This window comes from Streptomyces sp. NPDC008317, from assembly GCF_042955955.1.
Lineage (GTDB): Bacteria > Actinomycetota > Actinomycetes > Streptomycetales > Streptomycetaceae > Actinacidiphila.
The window spans coordinates 664,961-685,418 of the sequence record NZ_JBIBFQ010000003.1 but is presented as its reverse complement, the minus strand read 5'-3'; the positions used below and the strand labels follow the sequence as shown (position 1 = coordinate 685,418).

The 20,458-nt window shown below is 71.5% G+C and carries 18 protein-coding genes and 1 pseudogene; 13 read left to right on the top strand and 6 right to left on the bottom strand.

The annotated features are described in order from the left end of the window. The first annotated feature begins 94 nt into the window (after positions 1–94). Entirely contained in the window at positions 95–724 is a 630-nt protein-coding gene (locus ACFY9V_RS12640) for an HAD-IA family hydrolase (protein WP_391161176.1), read from the top strand. Here ACFY9V_RS12640 and ACFY9V_RS12635 read toward each other — a convergent pair. Beyond that, positions 719–2,350, bottom strand: a complete 1,632-nt coding sequence (locus ACFY9V_RS12635) for a hypothetical protein (protein WP_391161173.1) — start codon at positions 2,348–2,350, stop codon at positions 719–721. The genes ACFY9V_RS12640 and ACFY9V_RS12635 overlap by 6 nt on opposite strands. Positions 2,351–2,515: 165 nt before the next feature. Then, the gene (locus tag ACFY9V_RS12630; RefSeq protein WP_391161171.1) at positions 2,516–3,436 is read right to left on the bottom strand and encodes a PfkB family carbohydrate kinase; all 921 of its coding nucleotides are present in this window, start codon (positions 3,434–3,436) and stop codon (positions 2,516–2,518) included. Between the two features lie 178 nt (positions 3,437–3,614). On the opposite strand from ACFY9V_RS12630, the gene ACFY9V_RS12625 reads away from it, so the two are divergent. Beyond that, positions 3,615–4,127, top strand: coding sequence for a hypothetical protein (locus ACFY9V_RS12625; protein ID WP_391161169.1), 513 nt, complete (start codon positions 3,615–3,617; stop codon positions 4,125–4,127). A gap of 19 nt (positions 4,128–4,146) precedes the next feature. Here the strand turns inward: ACFY9V_RS12625 and ACFY9V_RS12620 are convergent, their stop codons facing one another. The 3 genes from ACFY9V_RS12620 to ACFY9V_RS12610 all read right to left on the bottom strand — a co-directional run bounded on the left by ACFY9V_RS12620 (position 4,147) and on the right by ACFY9V_RS12610 (position 7,880). Further along, on the bottom strand, positions 4,147–5,973 hold the full coding sequence (locus ACFY9V_RS12620) for a glycoside hydrolase family 15 protein (protein ID WP_391161167.1): 1,827 nt from the start codon (positions 5,971–5,973) through the stop codon (positions 4,147–4,149). A 68-nt stretch (positions 5,974–6,041) separates the two neighbouring features. Next, positions 6,042–7,019 carry a YhjD/YihY/BrkB family envelope integrity protein gene (locus ACFY9V_RS12615; RefSeq protein ID WP_355333229.1) on the bottom strand — a complete coding sequence of 326 codons (978 nt, stop codon included), beginning with the start codon at positions 7,017–7,019 and terminating at the stop codon, positions 6,042–6,044. A gap of 180 nt (positions 7,020–7,199) precedes the next feature. Continuing rightward, on the bottom strand, positions 7,200–7,880 hold the full coding sequence (locus tag ACFY9V_RS12610) for a PhzF family phenazine biosynthesis protein (RefSeq protein WP_391048380.1): 681 nt from the start codon (positions 7,878–7,880) through the stop codon (positions 7,200–7,202). A gap of 187 nt (positions 7,881–8,067) precedes the next feature. Here ACFY9V_RS12610 and ACFY9V_RS12605 point away from each other — a divergent pair, with 187 nt between their 5' ends. Next, on the top strand, positions 8,068–8,829 hold the full coding sequence (locus ACFY9V_RS12605) for a GntR family transcriptional regulator (RefSeq protein ID WP_355333224.1): 762 nt from the start codon (positions 8,068–8,070) through the stop codon (positions 8,827–8,829). Positions 8,830–8,877: 48 nt separating this feature from the next. On the opposite strand, the gene ACFY9V_RS12600 is transcribed toward ACFY9V_RS12605, so the two are convergent. Beyond that, positions 8,878–9,822, bottom strand: coding sequence for a zinc-binding dehydrogenase (locus ACFY9V_RS12600; RefSeq protein WP_391161164.1), 945 nt, complete (start codon positions 9,820–9,822; stop codon positions 8,878–8,880). A gap of 383 nt (positions 9,823–10,205) precedes the next feature. Between ACFY9V_RS12600 and ACFY9V_RS12595 the strand changes: the two genes are divergently transcribed. The 10 genes and pseudogenes from ACFY9V_RS12595 to ACFY9V_RS12550 all read left to right on the top strand — a co-directional run bounded on the left by ACFY9V_RS12595 (position 10,206) and on the right by ACFY9V_RS12550 (position 20,383). Beyond that, the gene (locus ACFY9V_RS12595; RefSeq protein ID WP_391161162.1) at positions 10,206–11,285 is read left to right on the top strand and encodes a Gfo/Idh/MocA family oxidoreductase; all 1,080 of its coding nucleotides are present in this window, start codon (positions 10,206–10,208) and stop codon (positions 11,283–11,285) included. 16 nt (positions 11,286–11,301) lie between these two features. Beyond that, positions 11,302–11,937 carry a ThuA domain-containing protein gene (locus ACFY9V_RS12590; protein ID WP_391048373.1) on the top strand — a complete coding sequence of 212 codons (636 nt, stop codon included), beginning with the start codon at positions 11,302–11,304 and terminating at the stop codon, positions 11,935–11,937. A 3-nt stretch (positions 11,938–11,940) separates the two neighbouring features. Further along, the gene (locus ACFY9V_RS12585; protein ID WP_355333214.1) at positions 11,941–12,915 is read left to right on the top strand and encodes an ABC transporter permease; all 975 of its coding nucleotides are present in this window, start codon (positions 11,941–11,943) and stop codon (positions 12,913–12,915) included. 3 nt (positions 12,916–12,918) lie between these two features. Then, positions 12,919–13,761, top strand: a pseudogene (locus ACFY9V_RS12580) (ABC transporter permease); the annotation flags it as partial. Between the two features lie 207 nt (positions 13,762–13,968). After that, the gene (locus tag ACFY9V_RS12575) at positions 13,969–14,976 is read left to right on the top strand and encodes an oligopeptide/dipeptide ABC transporter ATP-binding protein (RefSeq protein ID WP_391048662.1); all 1,008 of its coding nucleotides are present in this window, start codon (positions 13,969–13,971) and stop codon (positions 14,974–14,976) included. Then, the gene (locus ACFY9V_RS12570; RefSeq protein WP_391161159.1) at positions 14,973–16,169 is read left to right on the top strand and encodes an oligopeptide/dipeptide ABC transporter ATP-binding protein; all 1,197 of its coding nucleotides are present in this window, start codon (positions 14,973–14,975) and stop codon (positions 16,167–16,169) included. The genes ACFY9V_RS12575 and ACFY9V_RS12570 overlap by 4 nt, the downstream gene beginning before the upstream one ends. A gap of 29 nt (positions 16,170–16,198) precedes the next feature. Beyond that, the gene (locus ACFY9V_RS12565) at positions 16,199–17,842 is read left to right on the top strand and encodes an ABC transporter substrate-binding protein (RefSeq protein WP_391161157.1); all 1,644 of its coding nucleotides are present in this window, start codon (positions 16,199–16,201) and stop codon (positions 17,840–17,842) included. Positions 17,843–17,964: 122 nt separating this feature from the next. Then, entirely contained in the window at positions 17,965–18,624 is a 660-nt protein-coding gene (locus ACFY9V_RS12560; RefSeq protein ID WP_366823664.1) for a ThuA domain-containing protein, read from the top strand. Next, positions 18,621–19,415 (top strand): sugar phosphate isomerase/epimerase, encoded by a 795-nt coding sequence (locus ACFY9V_RS12555; protein WP_355333205.1) that lies wholly within the window; start codon positions 18,621–18,623, stop codon positions 19,413–19,415. Before ACFY9V_RS12560 ends, ACFY9V_RS12555 begins: the two co-directional genes overlap by 4 nt. After that, the gene (locus ACFY9V_RS12550) at positions 19,412–20,383 is read left to right on the top strand and encodes an NAD-dependent epimerase/dehydratase family protein (RefSeq protein WP_391161154.1); all 972 of its coding nucleotides are present in this window, start codon (positions 19,412–19,414) and stop codon (positions 20,381–20,383) included. The genes ACFY9V_RS12555 and ACFY9V_RS12550 overlap by 4 nt, the downstream gene beginning before the upstream one ends. Positions 20,384–20,458 lie beyond the last annotated feature (75 nt).

The following is a 20,458-nucleotide window of genomic DNA, read 5'->3' as shown; positions in this document are numbered from 1 at the left end:
GGTTCCGTCACCGCCTTGACCCTCACCGCAGGTGAGAGCCCACCGTGAGGGCAGGGCGTACCGCACGCCGCAGAACCGGACGAGAGGACCTTCCATGAAGACGACAGGACCTTCCCCGACAGAGCGCTGCGTCATCCTCGACATCGGCGGAGTCCTGGAGATCACACCGCCGACGGGCTGGATCGAGCGGTGGGACGAGCGCCTCGGCCTCCCGCCGGGCACCGTGGACCGCCGTCTCGACGACGTCTGGGAGGCCGGCGCGGTCGGCGCGATCACCGAGCCCGAGGTACGCGCCCAGGTCGGCGCCCGTTTCGGCCTCGACGCCCGCCAGGTCGAGTCCTTCATGTCCGACCTCTGGGCCGAATACCTCGGCGCCCCCAACACGGAACTCATCGACTACGTCCGCGGCCTGCGCTCCCGCTGCCGCCTCGGCATCCTCAGCAACAGCTTCGTCGGCGCCCGCGAACGGGAGACCGCCCGCTACCGCTTCGACTCACTGGTCGACGAGATCGTCTACTCCCACGAGATCGGCGTCTCCAAGCCCGACCCCCGCGCCTTCGCGCTCACCTGCGAGCGCCTCGAAGTCCGCCCGTCGGACTGCCTGTTCATCGACGACCACGCCCCCAATATCGCCGCCGCCGAGACCGCGGGCATGCACGCCCACCTCTTCACCGGCACCCCGCAGGCCGTCGCCCGCGTCGAAGCCCATCTGCCGGCGCTATGAGGTGCGGGTGTTGGTGAGGTGCGGTCCGATGTGGCCGATGTAGAGCAGACCGGTGTTGGCGGTGTCGTCGAAGAAGTGCAGCCGCGGGGAGATGGTGCTGCCGCCGCCGATCCGCAGATGGGCCTCCATGTAGACCGCGCCGGAGGGATCGACGGCGCGGGGCACGGGGAGGGTGCGCTCCTTGCGCCAGGAGAGATTGCGCCAGACGGTGTCGGACTCCTTCATCAGGACCTTGCCCGCGGGGAAGGGGTGGCAGCCGGAGGGGAGATCCTGGCACCAGGAGCGGAAGTCGCCGCGGGCGCGGCCGGCCACGGAGGCGGCGGCGAAGTCCTCGAGAGCCTGGAGCGCTTCCCAGCAGACGTTGACCCAGTTGGGCTTGGAACGGTCGTCGAGACCGGTCATCACCTTGGCGTCCCCGGTGAAGAGCAGGGTGGGGAACTGGTGCAGCCGGGCGTGGAGTTCGGTGAAGCTGCCGGGCAGCGCCTCGCTCTCGTCCTCCTCGACGGGGGCGAAGGCGGCCTCGTAGGCGCCGACTTGCTGGAGACGTAACTGGAGCGCGCGGACCTGCTGTTGGGCGGCGCGGCGCTCGGCGTAGAACTCCTCGGCGAGCCAGTTGGCGTCGGCGAGGTCGTGCTGGAGCTCGCGGACCTGCTTGTAGCGGGCGGCCTCGGCCTCCGCCGCCTCGTCGAGAAGGGCGATCAGGCTCTCGTGGTCGGCGCGCAGGCGCGCTATCTCGTCGCCGTGCTCGGTGGACCGGGGCCGCGGGCGCTGGGCGTGCAGGCGGGCCAGCGGCTGGGGGAGCGGCATGCGGGCCGCCTGGTTGCGCGGCAGCGCGGTCAGCACGGTGGCGGCCCGTACCGGATCGGCCTCGACCGTGGCGCGGGACATCACCGGGTGCCGCTGCCCGTCGGCGGCCCACGCGGGGTCGACGCGCGGCATGTACGTACGGATGCCGCCGCCGAAGACCGGATGGTGTTCGAGCGCCTTGTTGAACGCGGCCTGCGCCTCGCGGGTCAGCACGTACAGCACCGCGCGGCCCACGAGTTGGGTGAAGGCGCGGTCCACGACCTTCTCCAGCCACTCGTCGGCGTCGGTCCCGTACGGCACGCTCGCCACGACGATGGGCAGCCGCCGCTCCCGGTCGGTCAGCTCCTCGACCACCTCCTTCACGTCACCGGCGTAGATGAAGCTGGCGCGGGCGCGGATCTCGGCGATGCCGCTGTGCGTGTCCAGGGCGTCGAGTATCGCGTCGGCCAGCCGCGGCTTGGACGCGCGGATCTGCGGTATCTCCGCCGAGTCCGGGCGGTGCTCGACATCGAGCTGCACCCAGGTGCGGCCCGGATCGGCCATGTCGGTCCGGACGATGAGCGTGGACTGCCAGGTCGCCCGCAATGCCGGCGGGCTCTCCCGCAATCGCCAGCGGCTGTGCGCGCCCTGCTGCCCCGAATCGGTGTCGCGGTCGAGCGTCACGTGCTCGGCTATCTCGTTGCGGCCGTCGTGCAGCGCCGTGACCGGATAACCCTTGGCGTCGGTGAGCCACTCCGCGACCAGCCGGTCGGCCGTCGCGGCGGCCGTGACGTAGTCCTGCTCGGTCCACACGACCATGCGGTACGCGGACGCGTCCACGCAAGTCCCCCCTCGGTGGGCTGATCGATCTTCAAGGGGAGGCTAGAAGAGCGCGGTGTCACGGTGATAGGGGGCACGCCGTCCGGCCGGGCCGTACGGGCTGCCCGATCCAGGGCGAATCGGGTCCACGGCCGCTGGGCGTCACACCTCCGCTGCCCCGGTGGCCTACGCGAGCGCCGCCCGCAACTCCCCTGTCGTGGGCGGGTTGGCGCCGGGCCGCGAGACGGTGAGCGCGGCGGCGGTGCCCGCGTGGCGCAGCACATGGGCGAGGGTCGCCTTGTCCAGGGCGCCGAGGGCGGGCCGGGCGGCGGCGCCGGTGAGGCCGAGGCCGGTGAGGGCGTCCAGCGTCGCGGACATGAAGGAGTCGCCCGCGCCCACGGTGTCGGCGACCTCGGTCCGCACCGGCGCGCCCGTCACCTCGATGTCACGGGTGAAGGCGGCGGCGCCCTCCCCGCCCATGGTCACGAAGACGACGGCGGGCCCCGCCGCCAGCCAGCGCGCGGCGACCGCCGCGACCGGCTCGCCCGGATACAGCCACTCCAGATCCTCGTCGCTCGCCTTGACGAGGTCGCTCAGCGCCACGCACCGCTCGACTCCGGCGACACCCTGCTCGTGCGTGCCCATCAACTCCGGCCGGATGTTGGGGTCGTAGCTGACGGTGGCGTCCGCGCGCAGCCGTGCGGCGAGGTCCACGGTGGTGGCCGCGCCCGGCTCCGCCACGGCGGCGATCGACCCGATGTGGACGTGCCGGAGCGCGGTAGGCGGCTCGACGGGCCCGAGCGTCCACGCGATGTCGAAGTCGTAGCGCGCCGCGCCCTGTTCGTCGAGCGTGACCACCGCCGTCGGCGTGCGGACGTCGTGCCGGCCGTCCGCGAGCAGGTGTACGCCCGCCGACCGCAGGTGGTCGGTGATGAGCTTGCCCGAGGGGTCGTCGCCGAGCTGCGTGAGGAGCGCGGTGGCGTGGCCGAGGCGGGCCAGCCCGTACGCCACGTTGGCGGGACTGCCGCCGGGATGCGGCACATCGGGCTGTCCGGGGGTCCGGACGATGTCCGCTACGCACTCACCGATCACCAGGAAGTCGCTCATGGGCCACATGCTGCCGTATCGCGGTCCCGCCCGGCGACCCCCCGTCCCCGTACGCGATCACGCGGGCGGTCCCCTGCCGGTACGCGGCCGGAGACCGTCTGCCGCGGCGGGCCCGCCCGCCCTACGCTGGTGGCGGCGGCCCCGCGGATGAGCGGGGCGGCGGACGAAGGGGGGCTCCGTGGACGCGGAGTTGGCGGCACTGGCCGCGTCGGGCGCGACGCAGGTGGTCACACTGATGGCGTCCGACGCCTGGACACAGGTACGGGACCGGCTGGCGCGGTTCCTCGCACGCGGCAGCGGCGGCAGCGCCGGGGCGGCGGCCGAGGATGGTACGGCAGCCGACGACGGTACGACCGGGGCCGCCGGACGCGCCGGGGACGAGACCGCCGCTCTCGACGAACTCCAGCTCTCCCGAGCCGAGTTGACGGCCGCCAGGGTCTCGGGGGACGCGGACGCCGCCGCCGACATCGAGGCGGGCTGGCGCACCCGGCTGCGCCGCGTCCTGCGGGACGATCCGGCCGCCGCCGCGGAACTGCGGCTGCTGCTGGAGGAGTTGGCCCCGGCGGCCGGTCGTGGCTCGGTCAGCGTCGTCAACAACACCGTCAACGACGGGGTGTTCCACGCCCCGGTCATCCAGGGCCGCGACATCAGGAGCACCACCGTCCACGGCGGCGGCCCGACGACTGCCTGACGGCGGCAGGGCCCGGCGGTCAGGACTCGGACCTGTCCAGCTCCTCGTCCAGCGCCGTCGCCGCCGTGATCAGTGACAGATGCGTGAACGCCTGCGGGAAGTTGCCCAGTTGCTCACCAGTCGGCCCGATCTCCTCGGCGAACAGGCCGACGTGGTTGGCGTAGGTGAGCATCTTGTCGAAGGCGTAACGGGCCGGGCCCAGGCGCCCGGCGCGGGCGAGCGCGCCGACGTACAGGAAGCTGCACAGCGAGAAGGTGCCCTCGCCGCCGCGCAGCCCGTCGGGGGACGCGCCCGGGTCGTAGCGGTAGACGAGGCTGTCGGAGACCAGCTCCTCGTCCATCGCGTCCAGCGTCGACAGCCAGCGCGGCTCCTTCGGCGCGACGAAGCCGACCTCCGGCATCAGCAGCAGCGACGCGTCCAGCACCTCGCTGCCGTAGTGCTGCACGAAGGCGTGCCGCTTCTCGCTCCAGCCGCGGTCCATGACCTGTTCCATGATCGTGTCGCGCGCCGTCGTCCAGGTCTCCAGATCGGCGGGCCTGGCGAGTTCCGCGGCCAGCCGGATGCCGCGGTCGAAGGCCGACCAGCACATCAGACGGCTGTACGTGAAGTCCTGCCGCCCGCCGCGGGTCTCCCAGATGCCCTCGTCCGCGCGGTCCCAGTGCGCGGCCAGCCAGTCCAGCAGCCCGGAGAAGGCCCGCCAGCCCTCCCACCCGGCGAGCTGGGCGATGTCCTGCGACCGGGACAGGGCGTGCACGGCCTCGCCGTAGATGTCGAGCTGGAGCTGGTCGGCGGCCCCGTTGCCGAGCCGGACGGGCGCGGAGCCGCGGTAGCCCTCGAAGTGGTCCAGCGTCTCCTCGGCCAGGTGCGGGTCGCCGTCCACCCGGTACATGATCTGCAACGGCTCGCCGGTGACCGTGCCGCCCGCGCGCAGCCGCCCGCCGAGCCAGCGGCGGAAGGCGTCCGCCTCCGCGGTGAAACCGAGGTCGACCAGCGCGTTCACCGACAGCGACGCGTCCCTGACCCACGTATAGCGGTAGTCCCAGTTGCGCTCGCCGCCGACCTGCTCCGGCAGGCCCATGGTGGCGGCGGCGACCGGAGCGCCGGTCGGCGCGTACGTGAGCAGCTTCAAGGTGATCGCCGAGCGGTTCACCGCCTGCTGCCAGCGGCCCCGGTAGCGGCACTGCCGGATCCAGCCGTGCCAGAACTCCCGCACCCCGTCGAATTCCGCCCGCAGGCCGTCCACCGTCACCGGCTCGGGCGGCTCGCCGTGCGCCGCGCACACCGTCAGCACCGCGGCGGCCATCTCGCCCTGCTCCAGCGTGACCGCGGCGCGGACGTCCTCCTCGTCGCGTTCGAGGTCCAGCGGGCCGACCGGCTGGAGGTACGCCCACGCCCCCGACGCGCCGAATCTGGCCGTGCCGTCGTCAGTCACGTGCAGCCGGTGGTCGCAGCGGCCGTAGTCGAAGCGCGGCCTGCACTCCAGGGCGAAGCGGACCGTGCCGCGCACCACCCGCATGACGCGCAGCAGCCGGTGCCGGTCGGTGGCGGTCTCCGGCCGGTCCACCGGCATGAAGTCGATGACCTCGCCGACGCCGTCGGGGGTCATGAAGCGGGTGACGAGCACCGCGGTGTCCGGCAGATAGAGCTGCCTGACCCTCGCCTCAGGGCTCGCGGCCGCGATCGAGAAGTAGCCGCCGCGGTCGTGGTCGAGGAGCGAGGCGAAGACGCTCGGCGAGTCGAAGCGCGGCGCGCAGAACCAGTCGACGACGCCCCGCGACGACACCAGCGCGCTGGTCTGGAGGTCTCCGATGAGGCCGTGGTCCGCGATCGGCGGGTAGCGACGCATGAGGGCACCTTTCGCCGTTCCCCCGCCGCGGTGCGCCCGCCGCGAGGCGTCCCCCCGCCCTGACCACGCTAGATGACGCGGTCCGCACCGGCATTCCGGCGCGATCGCGGGTCCGTGCCGCCGGCGGGTCCGAGGAGGGAGGCCAGCGGCGGCTCGGAGGCCAGCACGGCGCCCGCGGTGATGGTGAAGGTCAGCACCGCGCAGATCGCGATCAGCCAGGAGAGCATCGTGAAGACCGACCCCAGGGAGCCGTAATTGGCCAGGCTGCGGTTGAGGGCGGTCGGCATGTAGAGGCGGGCGGTCACCGACAGGGCCGTCATCGCCAGCGCGGTGAGGATCGCGCCGGGCAGCAGCGGCAGCCACGCGACGCGCTTGCTCAGCAGCAGCCGCTGGGTCCACCACCACACCAGCACGTCCGCGAGGAAGGTCAGCGGCAGGCCGAGCCACAGCCCGACGCCGAAGCCGTCGCGCAGCGGCCCCTGGAGCACCAGCGCCACCATCCACGCGGCGATCCACACCACCCAGCGCCACACCGCGACCCGCACCGAGGCGCGCGGCAGCCCCCACGCCCGCTCGCACACCCGCGCCATCGCCCGGCTGCACGCGGTGGCGGACAGCAGCGCCATCAGGACGCCGATCACCCCGATGGTCTGCCGCAGATCCCCGCCGTTCGCGCTGTAGACCTGCCTGAGCTGCTCGTCCGACGCCCCGGTGAGGCCGAAGACGTTACGCGCGGTGCTCACGAGCTGGTCGCGTACGGTCTTCGGCGCGAAGGCCGCGACCACGAACAGCAGCGGGACGGCGGTCAGGAAGAGCTGGGCGGCCAGCCGGGTGCCCGCGTCCAGCAGATTCACCGACAGCAGGCGGGCGGTCAGCTCGGTGATGACGGGGAAGCGGCGTTCCGCCGCGTGGCGCAGCCGCAGCCCGCGCGCCTTCCACCGCGCCGCGCGCCCGGCCGCCCCCGCGACCGTACGGCCGACCAGGCCCTTCTCGCGGTCGGCCCGGCCCTTCTCACGGCCCGGAGGCCCGGAGGGTGCGGCGGCCATACGCGACCTCCACGGCGGACACGGCGGACACGGCGGACACGGCTGTGACAGGCGGACATGGCGAGCACCGCGAACACGGCGGCGACGAACGCCACGAACGCCACCAGTCAAGGCGGTGTACGGGGAACGCGCGACTTGTGACGTCGGCGGACGGCCTCCGCGCCGGCCTCCGCGCCGGCCTCAGCGGGCCCGCGGCGCGGGAAGGACGGCCTCCAGACACACCCGGCCGCCGATCTCGACGGTGCCGTCAGGGCCGGGCGCGGTGAGGATCTGCGAGCCCCGGCCCTGCGTGATGTGCAGCGCGCGGCCGAGCTGCCGGGTGAGCAGCAGCGCGGCGGCGCCCGTCGCCTCGTCCTCGTCGATGCCGTCGCCGCGGCCGGGGAAGGCGCGCGCCCTGATCCGGCCGGCGGCCTCGTCCTGCCACGCCCAGGCGTACACCCACTCGCCCGGCTCCGGCACGTCCAGCGCGTCGACCTCGGCGGGCAGCGCGTATTCGCGCAGGGTGCGCGGCGGCGCCCACTCCGCGCGGACGGTGATCCAGGTGAACTCCCCGTCGTCGCGCGTGAAGACCTCCCCGACCTCGGGTTCGAGCACCTCCACGTCGAGCAGCCAGGCGACCCCGACCAACGGGTGCCCGGCGAAGGGCAGTCGCAGCCCCGGCGTGTAGATGTCGACCGCGCCGCGCTCCGGGTCGTCCACGAACACCGTTTCGCTGAAGCCGAGTTCACCGGCCAGGGCCTGCCGTGCCGCGCGGTCCGGGTAGCGCGAGCCGTCGCGGACCACGCCGAGCGGGTTGCCGTACCGCCGGTCGGGGCCGCAGAAGACCCGCAGCACATCGATGCCGCCCGATGTCGTATTCACTCCGGCATTCAAGCATTCGGGGCGCGGGAGCGGACCCGCTCGCACCGGCCGGTTCCGGCCGTCCCGCCGCCGGGACCCGTGGAACTGGTCAGACCACCTGGCGGAAAGCTATCCTGAGCGTCGCTGTTCATCAGTTACGGCGTCGGCGGCCGGAGGTCGCGAGCGCGTCATTATGGGGGCCTCACGTATGAACGACTCTCGCGAGGTCGCGGGCGTTATCCTGCCGGGCTATCCAGAACCCCTGTGGATCCAGGCGGTGAATTTGATCCGCAGCGAAATCGACCGGGGCGAGCTGAGGCCGGGAATGCGGCTGGCGCCCGAGCGGGAGCTCTGCCGTCAACTGGGCATCAGCCGGGTCACGTTGAGGAAAGCCCTGGGTCACCTGGTGGAGGAGGGCGTGCTCAGCGCGTCCCACGGCCGTGGCTGGTACGTGACGCAGTCGGCGCCGAAGAAGGAATGGCCGAACAGCCTGGAATCCTTCAGCGAGACCGCGGCACGAATGGGGTTGAAGCCGCACTCCAAGGTATTAATGGCACAGGCGAGCCCGGCCAGCATCGACGAGGCGGAGCGGCTCGGTATCGCGCCCGGCACTCCGCTGTTCCGGCTGGAGCGGGTACGGCTGCTCGACGGTGTTCCGATAGCGCTGGACCTGACGCGAATTCCGCTCGCTCTGGTGCCCGGCATCGAGGACGTCGATTTCGCGGACCGCTCGCTGTACGCGACGCTTTCCGCCGCCGGGGTCGAGCCGGTCCGCGCGGACAGCACGATCGAGGCGACCAAGGCCGACGACCGCGCCGCGGGACAGCTCGACATGGCCTCGGGCGATCCGCTTCTGGTCATGCACCAGATCGCCGTCGGCTCCGACGAGGAGCCGCTGTTCGAGTCCACGATCCAGTACGCGGGCGACCGGTACCGGCTGCGTACGTCCTTCGCGCGCTCGCACGGCTGAGCCGCGGGCTGAGGCCGGACCGGTTGCCGACCTCAGCCGTGCGCGTGGTCAGAGCACCAGCACTCCCTTGACGAAGTCGGGACCGGCCGCCGTCATGGCGCGGAAGGCGTCGTCCACGCCTTCGAGGCCGAAGCGGTGGGTGATCAACGGCGCGTAGCTGAAGCGGCGTTCGCCGATCAGCGCCAGCGCGTCGCGCATGGCGCCCATCAGCCGGGTGCGGTCCGGGCAGAAGCCGTTGACGACGGTGACGGCCTTGTACCAGAGGTCCATGTCCATCATCGCGTCGCCGGTGTGGTGGTAGCCGACGACGCACAGGGTGCCGAAGGGCCGTACCAGGCTGCCGGCCGTGCCGAGCCCGCTCGTCGTGCCGGTCGCCTCCAGGACCACGGCGAGCCGCGCGTCGGTGGCCCGTCCGGTGTCCTTCCGGTACTCCTCCGGGAGGTCGTCGGGGGCGAAGACGAGGTCGGCGCCGAGCCGCAGGGCGCGCTCGCGGCGGGCCGGGTCGGGGTCGACGCCCACCAGCAGCCCCGGCGCGTGCCGCTTGGCGAGCTGGACCAGGCCGAGGCCCATGAAGCCGAGGCCGACGACGGCGACCCGGTCGCCCGCGCGCACGCCCGTACGGGACAGCGCCTCCTCCAGGTCGGCGACCGGTTCGCCGATCGCGTGCGCGGGTTCGATCCCGGCCGGTACCGGCAGGACGGCGTGCGCGTCCATGACGGCGAGCGTCGCGAATCCCTCGCCGCCGAGCCCGGTCACCAGGTCGCCCGGCGCCCAGCGGCCCGCGTCCCGGCCGGTGCCGACCACCCGCCCCACGATCTCGTGGCCCAGCCTGACCGGCGGCGCGGCCGGGTCGTGCGAGAGCCACGGCCCGATGTCGGAGGTGCAGACCCCGCTGGCCAGCACCTCGACCAGCACCTGGCCGGCGCCGGGGACCGGGTCGTCGGCCGCGACGACCTCCGAGGTGCGCGGGCCGACGAGCTGACTGATCTTCATACGGATCTCCTGGCCTGAGTGGTGTGACGGCTGGTGGTGTGACGGCTGGGCGGGGATGGCGGGCCGAGCGGGGTGACGGGGTCGGTGACGACCGGGGACCAGCGTAGCGAAGTGGTCCTATGTGGTCAGTAGTGGTGTCGTAGGAATCCAGCCGGAGTGACGGCGGAATTGTGCCTGTCTGTGGCTGAAAAGTGCGAAGTGCGCCCGGTTTCCCCGGCATTCTGGTCTGCTTCACCCTCTAGACAGGACCGGCTTTCGTATTACGATGGCGGCAAGTGGTATGGCTTTGGCACATACCCAACGACCGCTGTCCGGGCCCTCGACAGCCCCGGAAGCGGTCCTGGCGGGACTCACTTCAGGCGGGACTCAGGGGAGGAGAGCGGATGGCATCCGTCACCGCGGCAGTCATCGGCGCGGGTTCGCAGGGCCGGGTGCACGGCCTCGGCCTGAGGGCGGTGCCGGGCGTCGAGCTCATCGCCCTCGCCGACGTCGACGAGCGGACCGCGGAGGACCTGGCGGGGGAGCTGGGCGTACCGCGGACGTACCGCGACTACCGTGAACTGCTCGTCCTGGAACGGCCCGACGTCGTCAGCGTCTGCACACCGCCCGCCCTGCACCCGGAGATCGTCCGGGCCGCGGCGGCGGCCGGGGTCCGCGCGGTGCACTGCGAGAAGCCGGTCGCGCTGTCGTACGGAGAGGCCCTGGAGATGACGCGGGTCGCGGCCGACGCCGGCACGCAACTGACCTACAACCTCCAGCGCCGCTTCGAGGCCGTGCAGCGCTTCGCCCGCGAAGCCGTCGCCGGGGGCGAGATCGGCGAGGTCGTGACCATCGAGGGGTACTGCCCGAACCTGTTCGACTGGGGCACCCACATCCTCGACCTGATCCTCTTCCACCGCGGCGACACCGCACCGGAGTGGGTCTTCGGCCAACTCGACGTGACGCTCGACCGCTATGTGTACGGCGCCTTCGTCGAGACCGCGTCGGTCACCCAGATCGGCTGGGCCGACGGCGTCCGCGCGGTGGTCTCCACCGGACGCGAACCGCACACCCCGGTCCTCAACCTCCAGAACAACCTGGGGCTGATCATCCAGGGCACCCGCGGGCGCGCCGACATCCGCGGCGCGCGCTGCCTGATCCAGCGCTTCGGCAAGGACGACCTGGTCCACGACTCACCCTTCGACACCGACCCCCGCACCTGGGACCGAGGCGTCGACCCGGCGATCGTGGCCGCCACGGCCGAGGCGGTGCGGGACGCGGTCGACAGCCTGCGCACCGGCGGCAAGCCCGCCCTCGACGCCGAGTACGGCCTGCGCGGCGCCGAACTGGTCTTCGCGACCTACGAGAGCAGCCGGTCCCGGCGGCGCGTGCCGCTGCCGCTCGACCGCATGGACAACGCCCTGCTCAGCGGGCGTGCGCAGGGCTACTGGAGCCCTACCGGCGAACTGCGCTCCACCTACTGAAACGAGCGGCCCGACGATGCCGAGAACCGCCAGCCCCACCGCCCTCGCCGTCTTCAGCGGCGACGACGTCCACGAAGACCTCTTCACCGCCGCCCGCGAAGTGCGGACCCTGCTGACCGACGAGGGATTCGTCACCCGTACCGCCGTCGGCACCGGCCGCTTCGACGGCCCGGTCGACGCCGAACTCATCGTGCTCTACACGGCCTTGGGCCGCTTCACCGACGCACAGCGCGCGAGCCTGGCCCGCGCGGTACGCGGCGGCGCCGGACTGATCGCCCTGCACTCCACCACCGTGGACGCGGACCTGTTCGACCTGGTCGGCAGCCGGTACGTCTCGCACGGGCCACCGCCCCACGAGAGCCGGTTCACCGTCACCCTCGACGGCGCACACGAAGTGACCGCCGGAATACCGCCGTTCGAGCTGACGCACGAGCACTACCACGTCGAGACCGCGCCCGGCGTGCTCACCCTCGCCCGCCGTACGACCCCCGGCGGCACCGAACCCCTGCTGCACGTCCGCGAATTCGGGGACGGACGTGTCTGCTACCTCCAGTTGGGCCACGACATGCGGAGCTGGGGAGAACCCGCCGTGCGCCTTCTCGTCCGGCGCGCGGCCCGCTGGGCGTGCCGCCTCGAAGCCCGAGGGAACTGACCCATGCGCATCCTTTTCCGGAAGATCTGTTTCTACCTGCTCACGGCGTGGGCGGCCATCAGCCTCAACTTCGTCATCCCGCGCGTCATGCCGGGAAACCCCGCGGACAACCTGATCCAGCAGTTCCACGGGAAGCTCAGCCCCTCCGCGGTCCAGGCCCTGCGGGTGCTGTTCGGCGAGTCCGACAAGAACCTGTGGGAGCAGTACGTCAGTTACTGGCACAGCATCTTCACCGGCGACTTCGGCACCTCGTACGCCTACTACCCGTCGCAGGTGAGCACCGTGCTCGGGCAGAGCATGTACTGGACGCTGATCCTGGTCACCATCTGCACGGTGCTCGGCTTCGTCATCGGCACCACGCTCGGCATGCTCGTCGGCTGGAAGCGCGGCACCTGGCTCGACTCGCTGATACCGATCACCACCTTCCTGTCGTCGATCCCGTACTTCTGGTTCGCGATCATGATCGTGTACGTCTTCGCGATCACCCTCAAGTGGTTCCCGCTGTCCGGCGGTTACGGGCTCGACCAGACCATCGGCCTGAACGCCGGGTTCATCGGCAGCGCGATCAACTACGCCGTCCTGCCCGCCGTCACCATCACCGTCGCCTCCGTGGGCGGCTGGCTGATCAGCATGCGCAACATGATGGTCACCACGCTCAGCGAGGACTACGTACGGCTCGCCGAGGCCAAGGGGCTCCCCAGGCGCCGGGTGATGTACACCTACGCCGCCCGCAACGCGATGCTGCCGTCCTTCTCCGGCTTCGCCATGTCGCTCGGCTTCGTGATCGGCGGCTCCATCGTCACCGAGGTCGTCTTCAACTACCCCGGCATCGGGTCGGTGCTGTTCAAGGCCGCACAGGCGGCCGACTACCCGCTGATGTCCGCGATCTTCCTGCTCATCACCGTGCTGGTGCTGATCGCCAACCTGATCGCCGACATCGCGTACGTGTTCCTCGACCCGAGGACAAGGGAGAGCTGATCCATGGCCGTGCAAGCCGCCGCCCTCGCCGAGGCGGACACCGCCGACACCGCCGCCGAGCCCGCCGGCGGACCCGCCCGCCTCCGGTCGCGCCTGCTGCGCTCACCGCTGACCCTCATCGGCCTCGCGGTCGTGCTGGTCTTCGTCGTCCTGGCCGTCGTCGCGCCGTGGATCTCGCCGTACGACCCCTCGACGGTCAGCGATGACACCCTCGTGGGACCGTCCACCGCGCACTGGCTCGGCACCACCCAGAACGGCCAGGACGTCCTGTCGCAGATGCTCTACGGCGCCCGCGCCTCGATGCTCGTCGGCCTGGGCGCCGCGGTCCTCGCCACCTTCCTGTCGGTGATCGTCGGCGTCACCGCCGGATACGTCGGCGGCCTCGGTGACGAAGTGCTGTCGCTGCTGGCCAACGTGTTCCTGGTGCTGCCCAGCGTGCCGCTGACGATCATCCTGGCCGCTTATCTGCCGCACAGCGGCTCGCTCGGCATCATCCTGGTCATCACGCTCACCGGCTGGGCCTGGGGAGCGCGGGTGCTGCGGGCGCAGACGCTCTCGCTGCGCAAACGCGACTTCGTGGAGGCCGCCCGCGCCACCGGCGACAAGACCTGGCGGATCATCCTCAAGGACATCCTGCCGAACCAGCTCGCGGTGATCGCCGCGTCCTTCCTCGGCACCGTCAACTTCGCGATCCTCACCCAGGCGACCCTGGCCTTCCTCGGCCTCGCCGACGTCACCCAGTGGTCGTGGGGCACGATCCTGTACTGGGCCCAGACCGGCAGCGCGCTGCTGACCGGCGCCTGGTGGTGGTTCGTCCCCGCCGGCCTGGCCATCGCCCTGCTCGGCACCGCCCTGTCGCTGGTCAACTTCGGCATCGACGAGTTCATCAACCCCCGGCTGCGCCAGGCCGGGATCGGCACCAAGAAGGCCCAGCGCGGCCAGGTCGCCGCCAAGCGCGCCCGCCGGATCAAGAACCACGCCCCGGCCGAACGCCGCACCGAGGTCACGCCCTTCACCCCGGACAGCACCGATGTCGTCCTCGACGTCCGCGACCTGCGGGTGGAGTACGTCGGTGACGGCGGTGAGCGCACCCCGGCGGTCAGCGACGTGTCGTTCACCCTGCGGCGCGGCGAAGTCCTCGGCATCGCGGGCGAGTCGGGCTCCGGCAAGTCCACCCTCGCGTACGCCATCACCCGGCTGCACAAACCGCCCGCCGAGATCACCCAGGGCCGGATCGTCTACACCAAGCCCGACGGCGACACCGTGGACGTGCTCGCGATGGGCGACGCCGAACTGCGGGGCTTTCGCTGGGAGGAGCTGTCGATCGTCTTCCAGTCGGCCATGCACGCGCTCAACCCGATCATGCGGATCGGCGAGCAGATCGAGGACGTCATCGTCGCGCACCGGCCGCGGATGACCCGGCAGGAACGGGCCGCCCGGGTGGTCGAACTCCTCGGCATCGTCGGCATCCCCGCCGACCGGGCGGGCTCCTACCCGCACGAGCTGTCCGGCGGCATGCGGCAGCGCGCGATGATCGCGATCGGCCTCGCGCTCGACCCCGAGATCATCGTGATGGACGAGCCGACCACCGCGCTCGACGTCGTCATCCAGCGGCAGATCATCGAGAAGATCATGGAGCTGAAGGACCGGCTCGGCTTCTCGGTCGTCTTCATCACCCACGACCTGTCGCTGCTGATCGAACTCTCCGACACGATCGCCGTGATGTACGGCGGCAAGATCGTCGAGACGGCGGCGGCCGACGACTTCTACCGCCGCCCCCAACACCCTTACAGCCGGGGCCTGCTGGCGTCCTTCCCGACCCTCGGCGGCCCCAAGCGGGAGCTGACCGGCATCGTCGGCTCGCCGCCCGACCTGCGCAGGCTGCCCAGCGGCTGCGCCTTCCAGCCGCGCTGCCCGCTCGCCTTCGACGCCTGCGGGAGCCACGTACCGCCGCTCCTGCGGATCACCGGGCCGGACGGCGCCACCTCGCACGCCGCCTGCCTGCTGCACGCGGACGGCGCCCAGAACCAGGACCGACTCGTGACAGGTGAGATGCGATGAGCGGCGACGTGACGAAGAAGAACGCCGGGGCCGCCGCCCGCGACGGCCGCGCCGCGGACGGCGCCCGGCCGGTGCTCGAAGCGGTCAACGTGACCAAGCACTTCCCGGTACGCGGCGGACGCCTGCGCCGCGGCGCGGCCCCGCAGGTCGTGCACGCCGTGGAGAACGTCAGCCTGAGCCTGTACGCGGGCCGGATCACCGCGCTGGTCGGCGAATCGGGCTCCGGCAAGTCGACGCTGGCCCGGCTGCTCGCCCAGCTCTACCCGGTCACCGGCGGGGAGGTGCGGCTGCACGGCGTCCCCGTGAAGTCGCCGCGCGGCCGGGCCTTTCGCGACCACGTCCGCCAGGTGCAGTTGATCCTCCAGGACCCCTTCGCGTCCTTCAACCCGGTCGCCACCATCGCGGGCACCCTCAAGCGCGCGGTGGCCATCCACCACCCCGGCAAGCGCGGCAAGGAGCAGACCGCCGTCATCGACGACCTGCTCCAGCAGATCAACCTCGTGCCGCCACGGCAGTTCACCGAGAAGTACCCGCACGAACTGTCCGGCGGCCAGCTCCAGCGGCTCTCCATCGCCCGCGCCCTGGCGGCCGACCCCGAGGTGTTCCTCGCCGACGAACCGGTCTCCAGCCTCGACGTCTCCATCCGCCTCGGCATCCTCAACCTGCTGCGCCGCCTCACCGAGGAACGCAACGTCGCGATGCTGTACGTCACCCACGACATCGCCTCCGCGCGGTACTTCGCGGCCGACACCGCCGTGATGTACGCGGGCGAGGTCATCGAGACCGGCCCCTCGGAAGCGGTCACCCAGCAGGCGGCGCACCCGTACACCCAGCTCCTGATCGCCTCCGCGCCCGATCCCTCGCGGGGCGGCGCCGCGCGGGTCAAGGACATCGGGCAGCCGCCCAGCCTCATCTCCCCGCCGGGCGGCTGCCGTTTCCACCCGCGCTGTCCGTACGCGATGGAGCGCTGCGCCACCGACATCCCGCCGTCCTTCGACCTGACCGACGGCCACACCGCCCGCTGCTGGCTGTACGCGGACGACGAGCAGGCGCGCGGGCGGCGCGCAGAGAACGCGGCGGCCGTCACCGCCTCCGCCGCGCGGCCGGCCGGGACCGACCCCACTGTCGACGAACCCGCTCTCCCCACACCCGATTCCGCTGTCCCTACCTCCGAAGGAGCAGACGCACAGTGACCACAACGCAGTCGTCGATCGCGTCAGGAATGACGAGACGCGGTCTTCTCGCAGGCGCCCTCGCGGGCGCGGGAACCCTTGCCCTGTCGGCCTGTTCGGGAACCGCGGGAGGCTCGGGCTCCGCCAAGGGCACGCTCACCGTGGCGGGCCAGTCCGACAACCTCACCCAGGTCTTCAACCCGTTCCTGGCCAACACCGCGCAGAGCCTCACCTACACCCCGCAGGGCCAGGGCGGCTTCATCTACGAGCCGCTGGTGCAGATCAACACCGTCGACATCGGGCGCGACCTGCCGTGGCTCGCCAAGTCCTGGCGCTGGTCGGACGGCAACAAGACGCTGACGATGGAGCTCCGGACCGGTGTGAAGTGGACGGACGGCACCCCGTTCTCCGCCGACGACGTCGTCTTCACGTACTCGATGCTCAAGCGGTATCCGGGGCTCAACCTGCTGGGCATCGAATTCAGTTCGGTCACCGCGCCCGGTCCGGCGCAGGTCGTCTTCACCTTCCCCGCGCCCTCCGAGCAGCACTTCACCAACATCGTGTCGGCGCCGATCGTCCCCCAGCACCTGTGGTCGAAGGTCAAGGACCCGACGACGTACACCGACAAGAACCCCGTGGGGACCGGGCCGTTCAAGCTGTCGTCGTTCTCCGCGCAGAGCTTCCTGCTGGTGCGCAACGAGGACTACTGGCAGCCGAAGGCGGAGATCAGCTCGCTGCGGTTCGTGGCGTACAAGGACAACGAGAGCATGACCAACGCGCTCGTCCAGGGCCTCGCGGACTGGGGCGGCACGTACATCGCCAATGCCGACAAGACGTATCTCAGCCGGAACAAGCACTACAACTACTGGGCCCCGATCGCCGGAACCGACGGCATCATCCCCAACCTGGAGCGCTGGCCGCTCAGCGACATCGCGGTGCGCAGGGCGATCAGTCTCGGTGTGAACCGCAAGCAGGTCGGCGCGGCCAGCGGCGCGCCGCCCGCGACCAGCGTCACCGGTCTGCCGATGCCCGCCTACGCCTCCTCGATCGCCCCGCGGTACAAGGGAGTCGACTTCGTCCAGGACGTCGACAAGGCGCACAAGACGCTGACCGACGCCGGATACGCCAAGGGCGGCGACGGCTACTACCGCAAGGACGGCAAGCGCGTCGAGTTCTCGATCAGCTTCCCCTCCGCGTACACCGACATCGCCGCGCGCGTGCAGGTGCTGGTCTCGCAGCTCAAGGACATCGGCATCAAGCTCAACGTCGACACGACCACGGTCAACGACATCAACGGGCTGACGTCCAAGGGGAACTTCGACTCCACGATGGGCTACCCGGTCAACTCCGCGCCGCGCGCCTTCTCGTACTACAACGACACGATCAACCCGAATCTGTACTACCCGGTCGGCAAGGCGACGCCGACCTTCCAGAACATCGAGCGGTTCCAGAACGCCGAGGCCGCGACGCTGTTCACCGAGTACCCCAAGGCGACCACGGACGAGCAGCGGCAGCAGATCATCAACAGGATCGAGGAGATCTTCGTCGAGAACCTGCCGTGGATCCCGATGTTCTACTGGGGCAGCTACGGCAACTGGAGCACCGCCAAGGCCACCGGGTTCCCCACACCGCAGAACCCGTACTTCAGCCCGGTGCCCAACCCCGTCGTCGCCCTGCGGCTCAAGCCCGTCTGACCCTCCCCGCCCCCGCCCGGCCCGCCTCCCGCGGCCGGGCGGGGGCCGCCGAGCCACGCCACGACGCACGACCCAAGCCATCTGTGAGGAACGCAATGCCACACCTCTCGACCCCGAGAGCCATGGTCATCGTGAACGGCGACGACATCCACCACGACCTGCTGAGCGCTGCCGAGGTCTTCCAACAGCTCGGTACCGAGGCCGGGTTCGCGACCCGCAAGGCGATGGGCACCAGCCGCTTCGTCGACGCGCGGCCGGAGACCGCCGAGGCGGACGTGTACCTCTTCTACACCGCGGGCGGCCACTTCGCGACCGAGCAGCAGCAGGCGCTGGCCGACGCCGTACGCGCGGGCAAGGGCCTGGTCGGCGTGCACGGCGCCAACATCATGGGCTGGGCGGGCGACGGGCTCGACCCGGCCGACCGGCCGCTGTTCGAACTGCTCGGCAACCGCTACCTCTCGCACGGCCCCGGTCACCACGAGGGCCGCCACACCGTCGAGATCGTCGCGGACCACCCGGTCACACGCGGCTTGTCCGACTTCGAACTCTTCGACGAGTACTACGAGTTCGAGCTGGCCGACGACGACGTGACGGTCCTCGCCTCGCGCCGCCGCGCGGACGGCGAGGTGATCCCGGTGCTCTACGCCCGCGAGGCCGGGGAAGGCCGCGTGGTGTATCTGGCGCTCGGCCACGACATGCGCTCGTGGGGCGAGCCGCCGGTGCGCGCCCTGGTCCGTCAGGCCCTGCTGTGGGCGGCCCGCCGTACGGAGGAGGACGCGTGACCGCCGAGATCGGTGTGATGACGTACACGGTGCTCGATCTGGCCCGCGCCGACCTGGAGGGCACGCTCGCCGAGATCGCCGGGATCGGTTACGCGGGCGTGGAGACGTACGGCCTGGTGGAGCACTTCGGGGCCGCCCGGGTCAGGGACGCCGTCGCGTCCGCCGGGCTCGCGCTGACCAGCGCGCACACCCCGTTCCCCGCCGGTCCTGACGCCGAGGCGCTGCTGGACACCAACCAGGAGCTGGGCGCCGAGGTGCTGGTCTGGAGCATGGAGCGCGAGGAGTTCGACTCGCCGGACGCGATCAGGCGCGGTGTGGAGCGGGTGAACGAGGCCGCCGAGCGCGCCGCCGGGCGCGGCATGCGGATCGCGTACCACAACCACTTCGCCGAGTTCTCGCAGGTCTTCGACGGGCGGCAGGCATACGACCTGCTGCTCGACCTGCTGGACGACCGCGTCCTGGTCGAACTCGACGCCTACTGGGCGCAGATGGGCGGCGCCGACCCGGCCGAGGTGCTGGCCGGGCTCGGCGACCGGGCGCGCTTCGTGCACGTCAAGGACGGCCCCGCCGTCAGCTACGAGGACGACGTGATGGTGCCCATCGGCGAGGGGCGGATCGACTGGGCGCGCACGCTGACCACGCCGTCCGGCCTGCGCTGGCACATCGTCGAGCTGGAGCGGCTGCACATCGACACGTTCGAGGCGCTGCGCCGCTCCTACGACCACCTGGTCGGCCGCGGGCTCTCCCGCGGCGCCTCGCACGTCCCGGCGCCGACCGAGGAGCGGGCATGAGGGTGCTGTTCCTCGGCGGCGCCGGGATGATCGGTTCCGCGGCGGCCCGCGAGGCCGTCGCGCGCCGCGCCGACGTGACGATCGTGACGCGGTCCGCGCCCGTCCGGCCGCCGGCCGAGGGCGTACGGTCGCTGCGCGCGGACGTTCGGGACGCCGCCGCGCTCGCGTCGGCGCTGGGCGGCGAGGAGTTCGACGCCGTCGTCAACTGGGTCGGCTTCACGCCCGACGACGTGCGCGACCACCGGGAGCTGTTCGCCGGCAGGGCCGGGCAGTACGTCTTCATCAGCACCTGCTCGGTCTTCGGCCGCCCGGTGCCGCTGCTGCCGATCACCGAGTCCAGCCCGCGCCGCCAGCCGCACTTCGGCTACGCGCGGGACAAGATCGCCTGTGAGCTGCTGCTGGAGGAGGCGTACCGCGAGGCGGGCTTCCCGCTGACGATCGTGCGGCCCTTCCACACCTACGACCGCACGGTGATCCCGGTGCTCGCGGGCTGGACCGCGATCGAGCGGATGCGGGCGGGCCGGCCGGTCGTCGTGCACGGTGACGGCACCTCGCTGTGGTCCCTGACGCACTCACGGGACTTCGCGCGCGCCTTCGTCCCGCTGCTCGGCAACGGTCAGGCGATCGGCGAGAGCGTCAACGTCGTCAGCGGCGCGATCCTCACCTGGGACCAGATCCATCTCGCGCTGGCCGCCGCGGCCGGGGTGCGGGAGCCGGTGCTGCGGCACCGGTCGAGCGAGTCGATCGCCGAGCTGGTGCCGGGGTGGCGGGACGTGCTGGAGCACGACTTCCGGCACTCGATGCTCTTCGACACCTCCAAGCTGCGGGCGCTGGTCCCCGGTTTCGCGCCGGAGGTCTCCTTCGCGCAGGGCGCGCGTGAGGCGCTCGCGCACTACGACGCCCACCCCGGACTGCGGGTGGTCGACGAGGACCTGGACCGGGCCTTCGACGGCCTGCTGGAGGCGTGATGGGCGCCGCACCGGACAGTGGTACTCCGTGGTCTTTACGTGGCGTACCTTTATAAGACCAATGCAAAACCACTT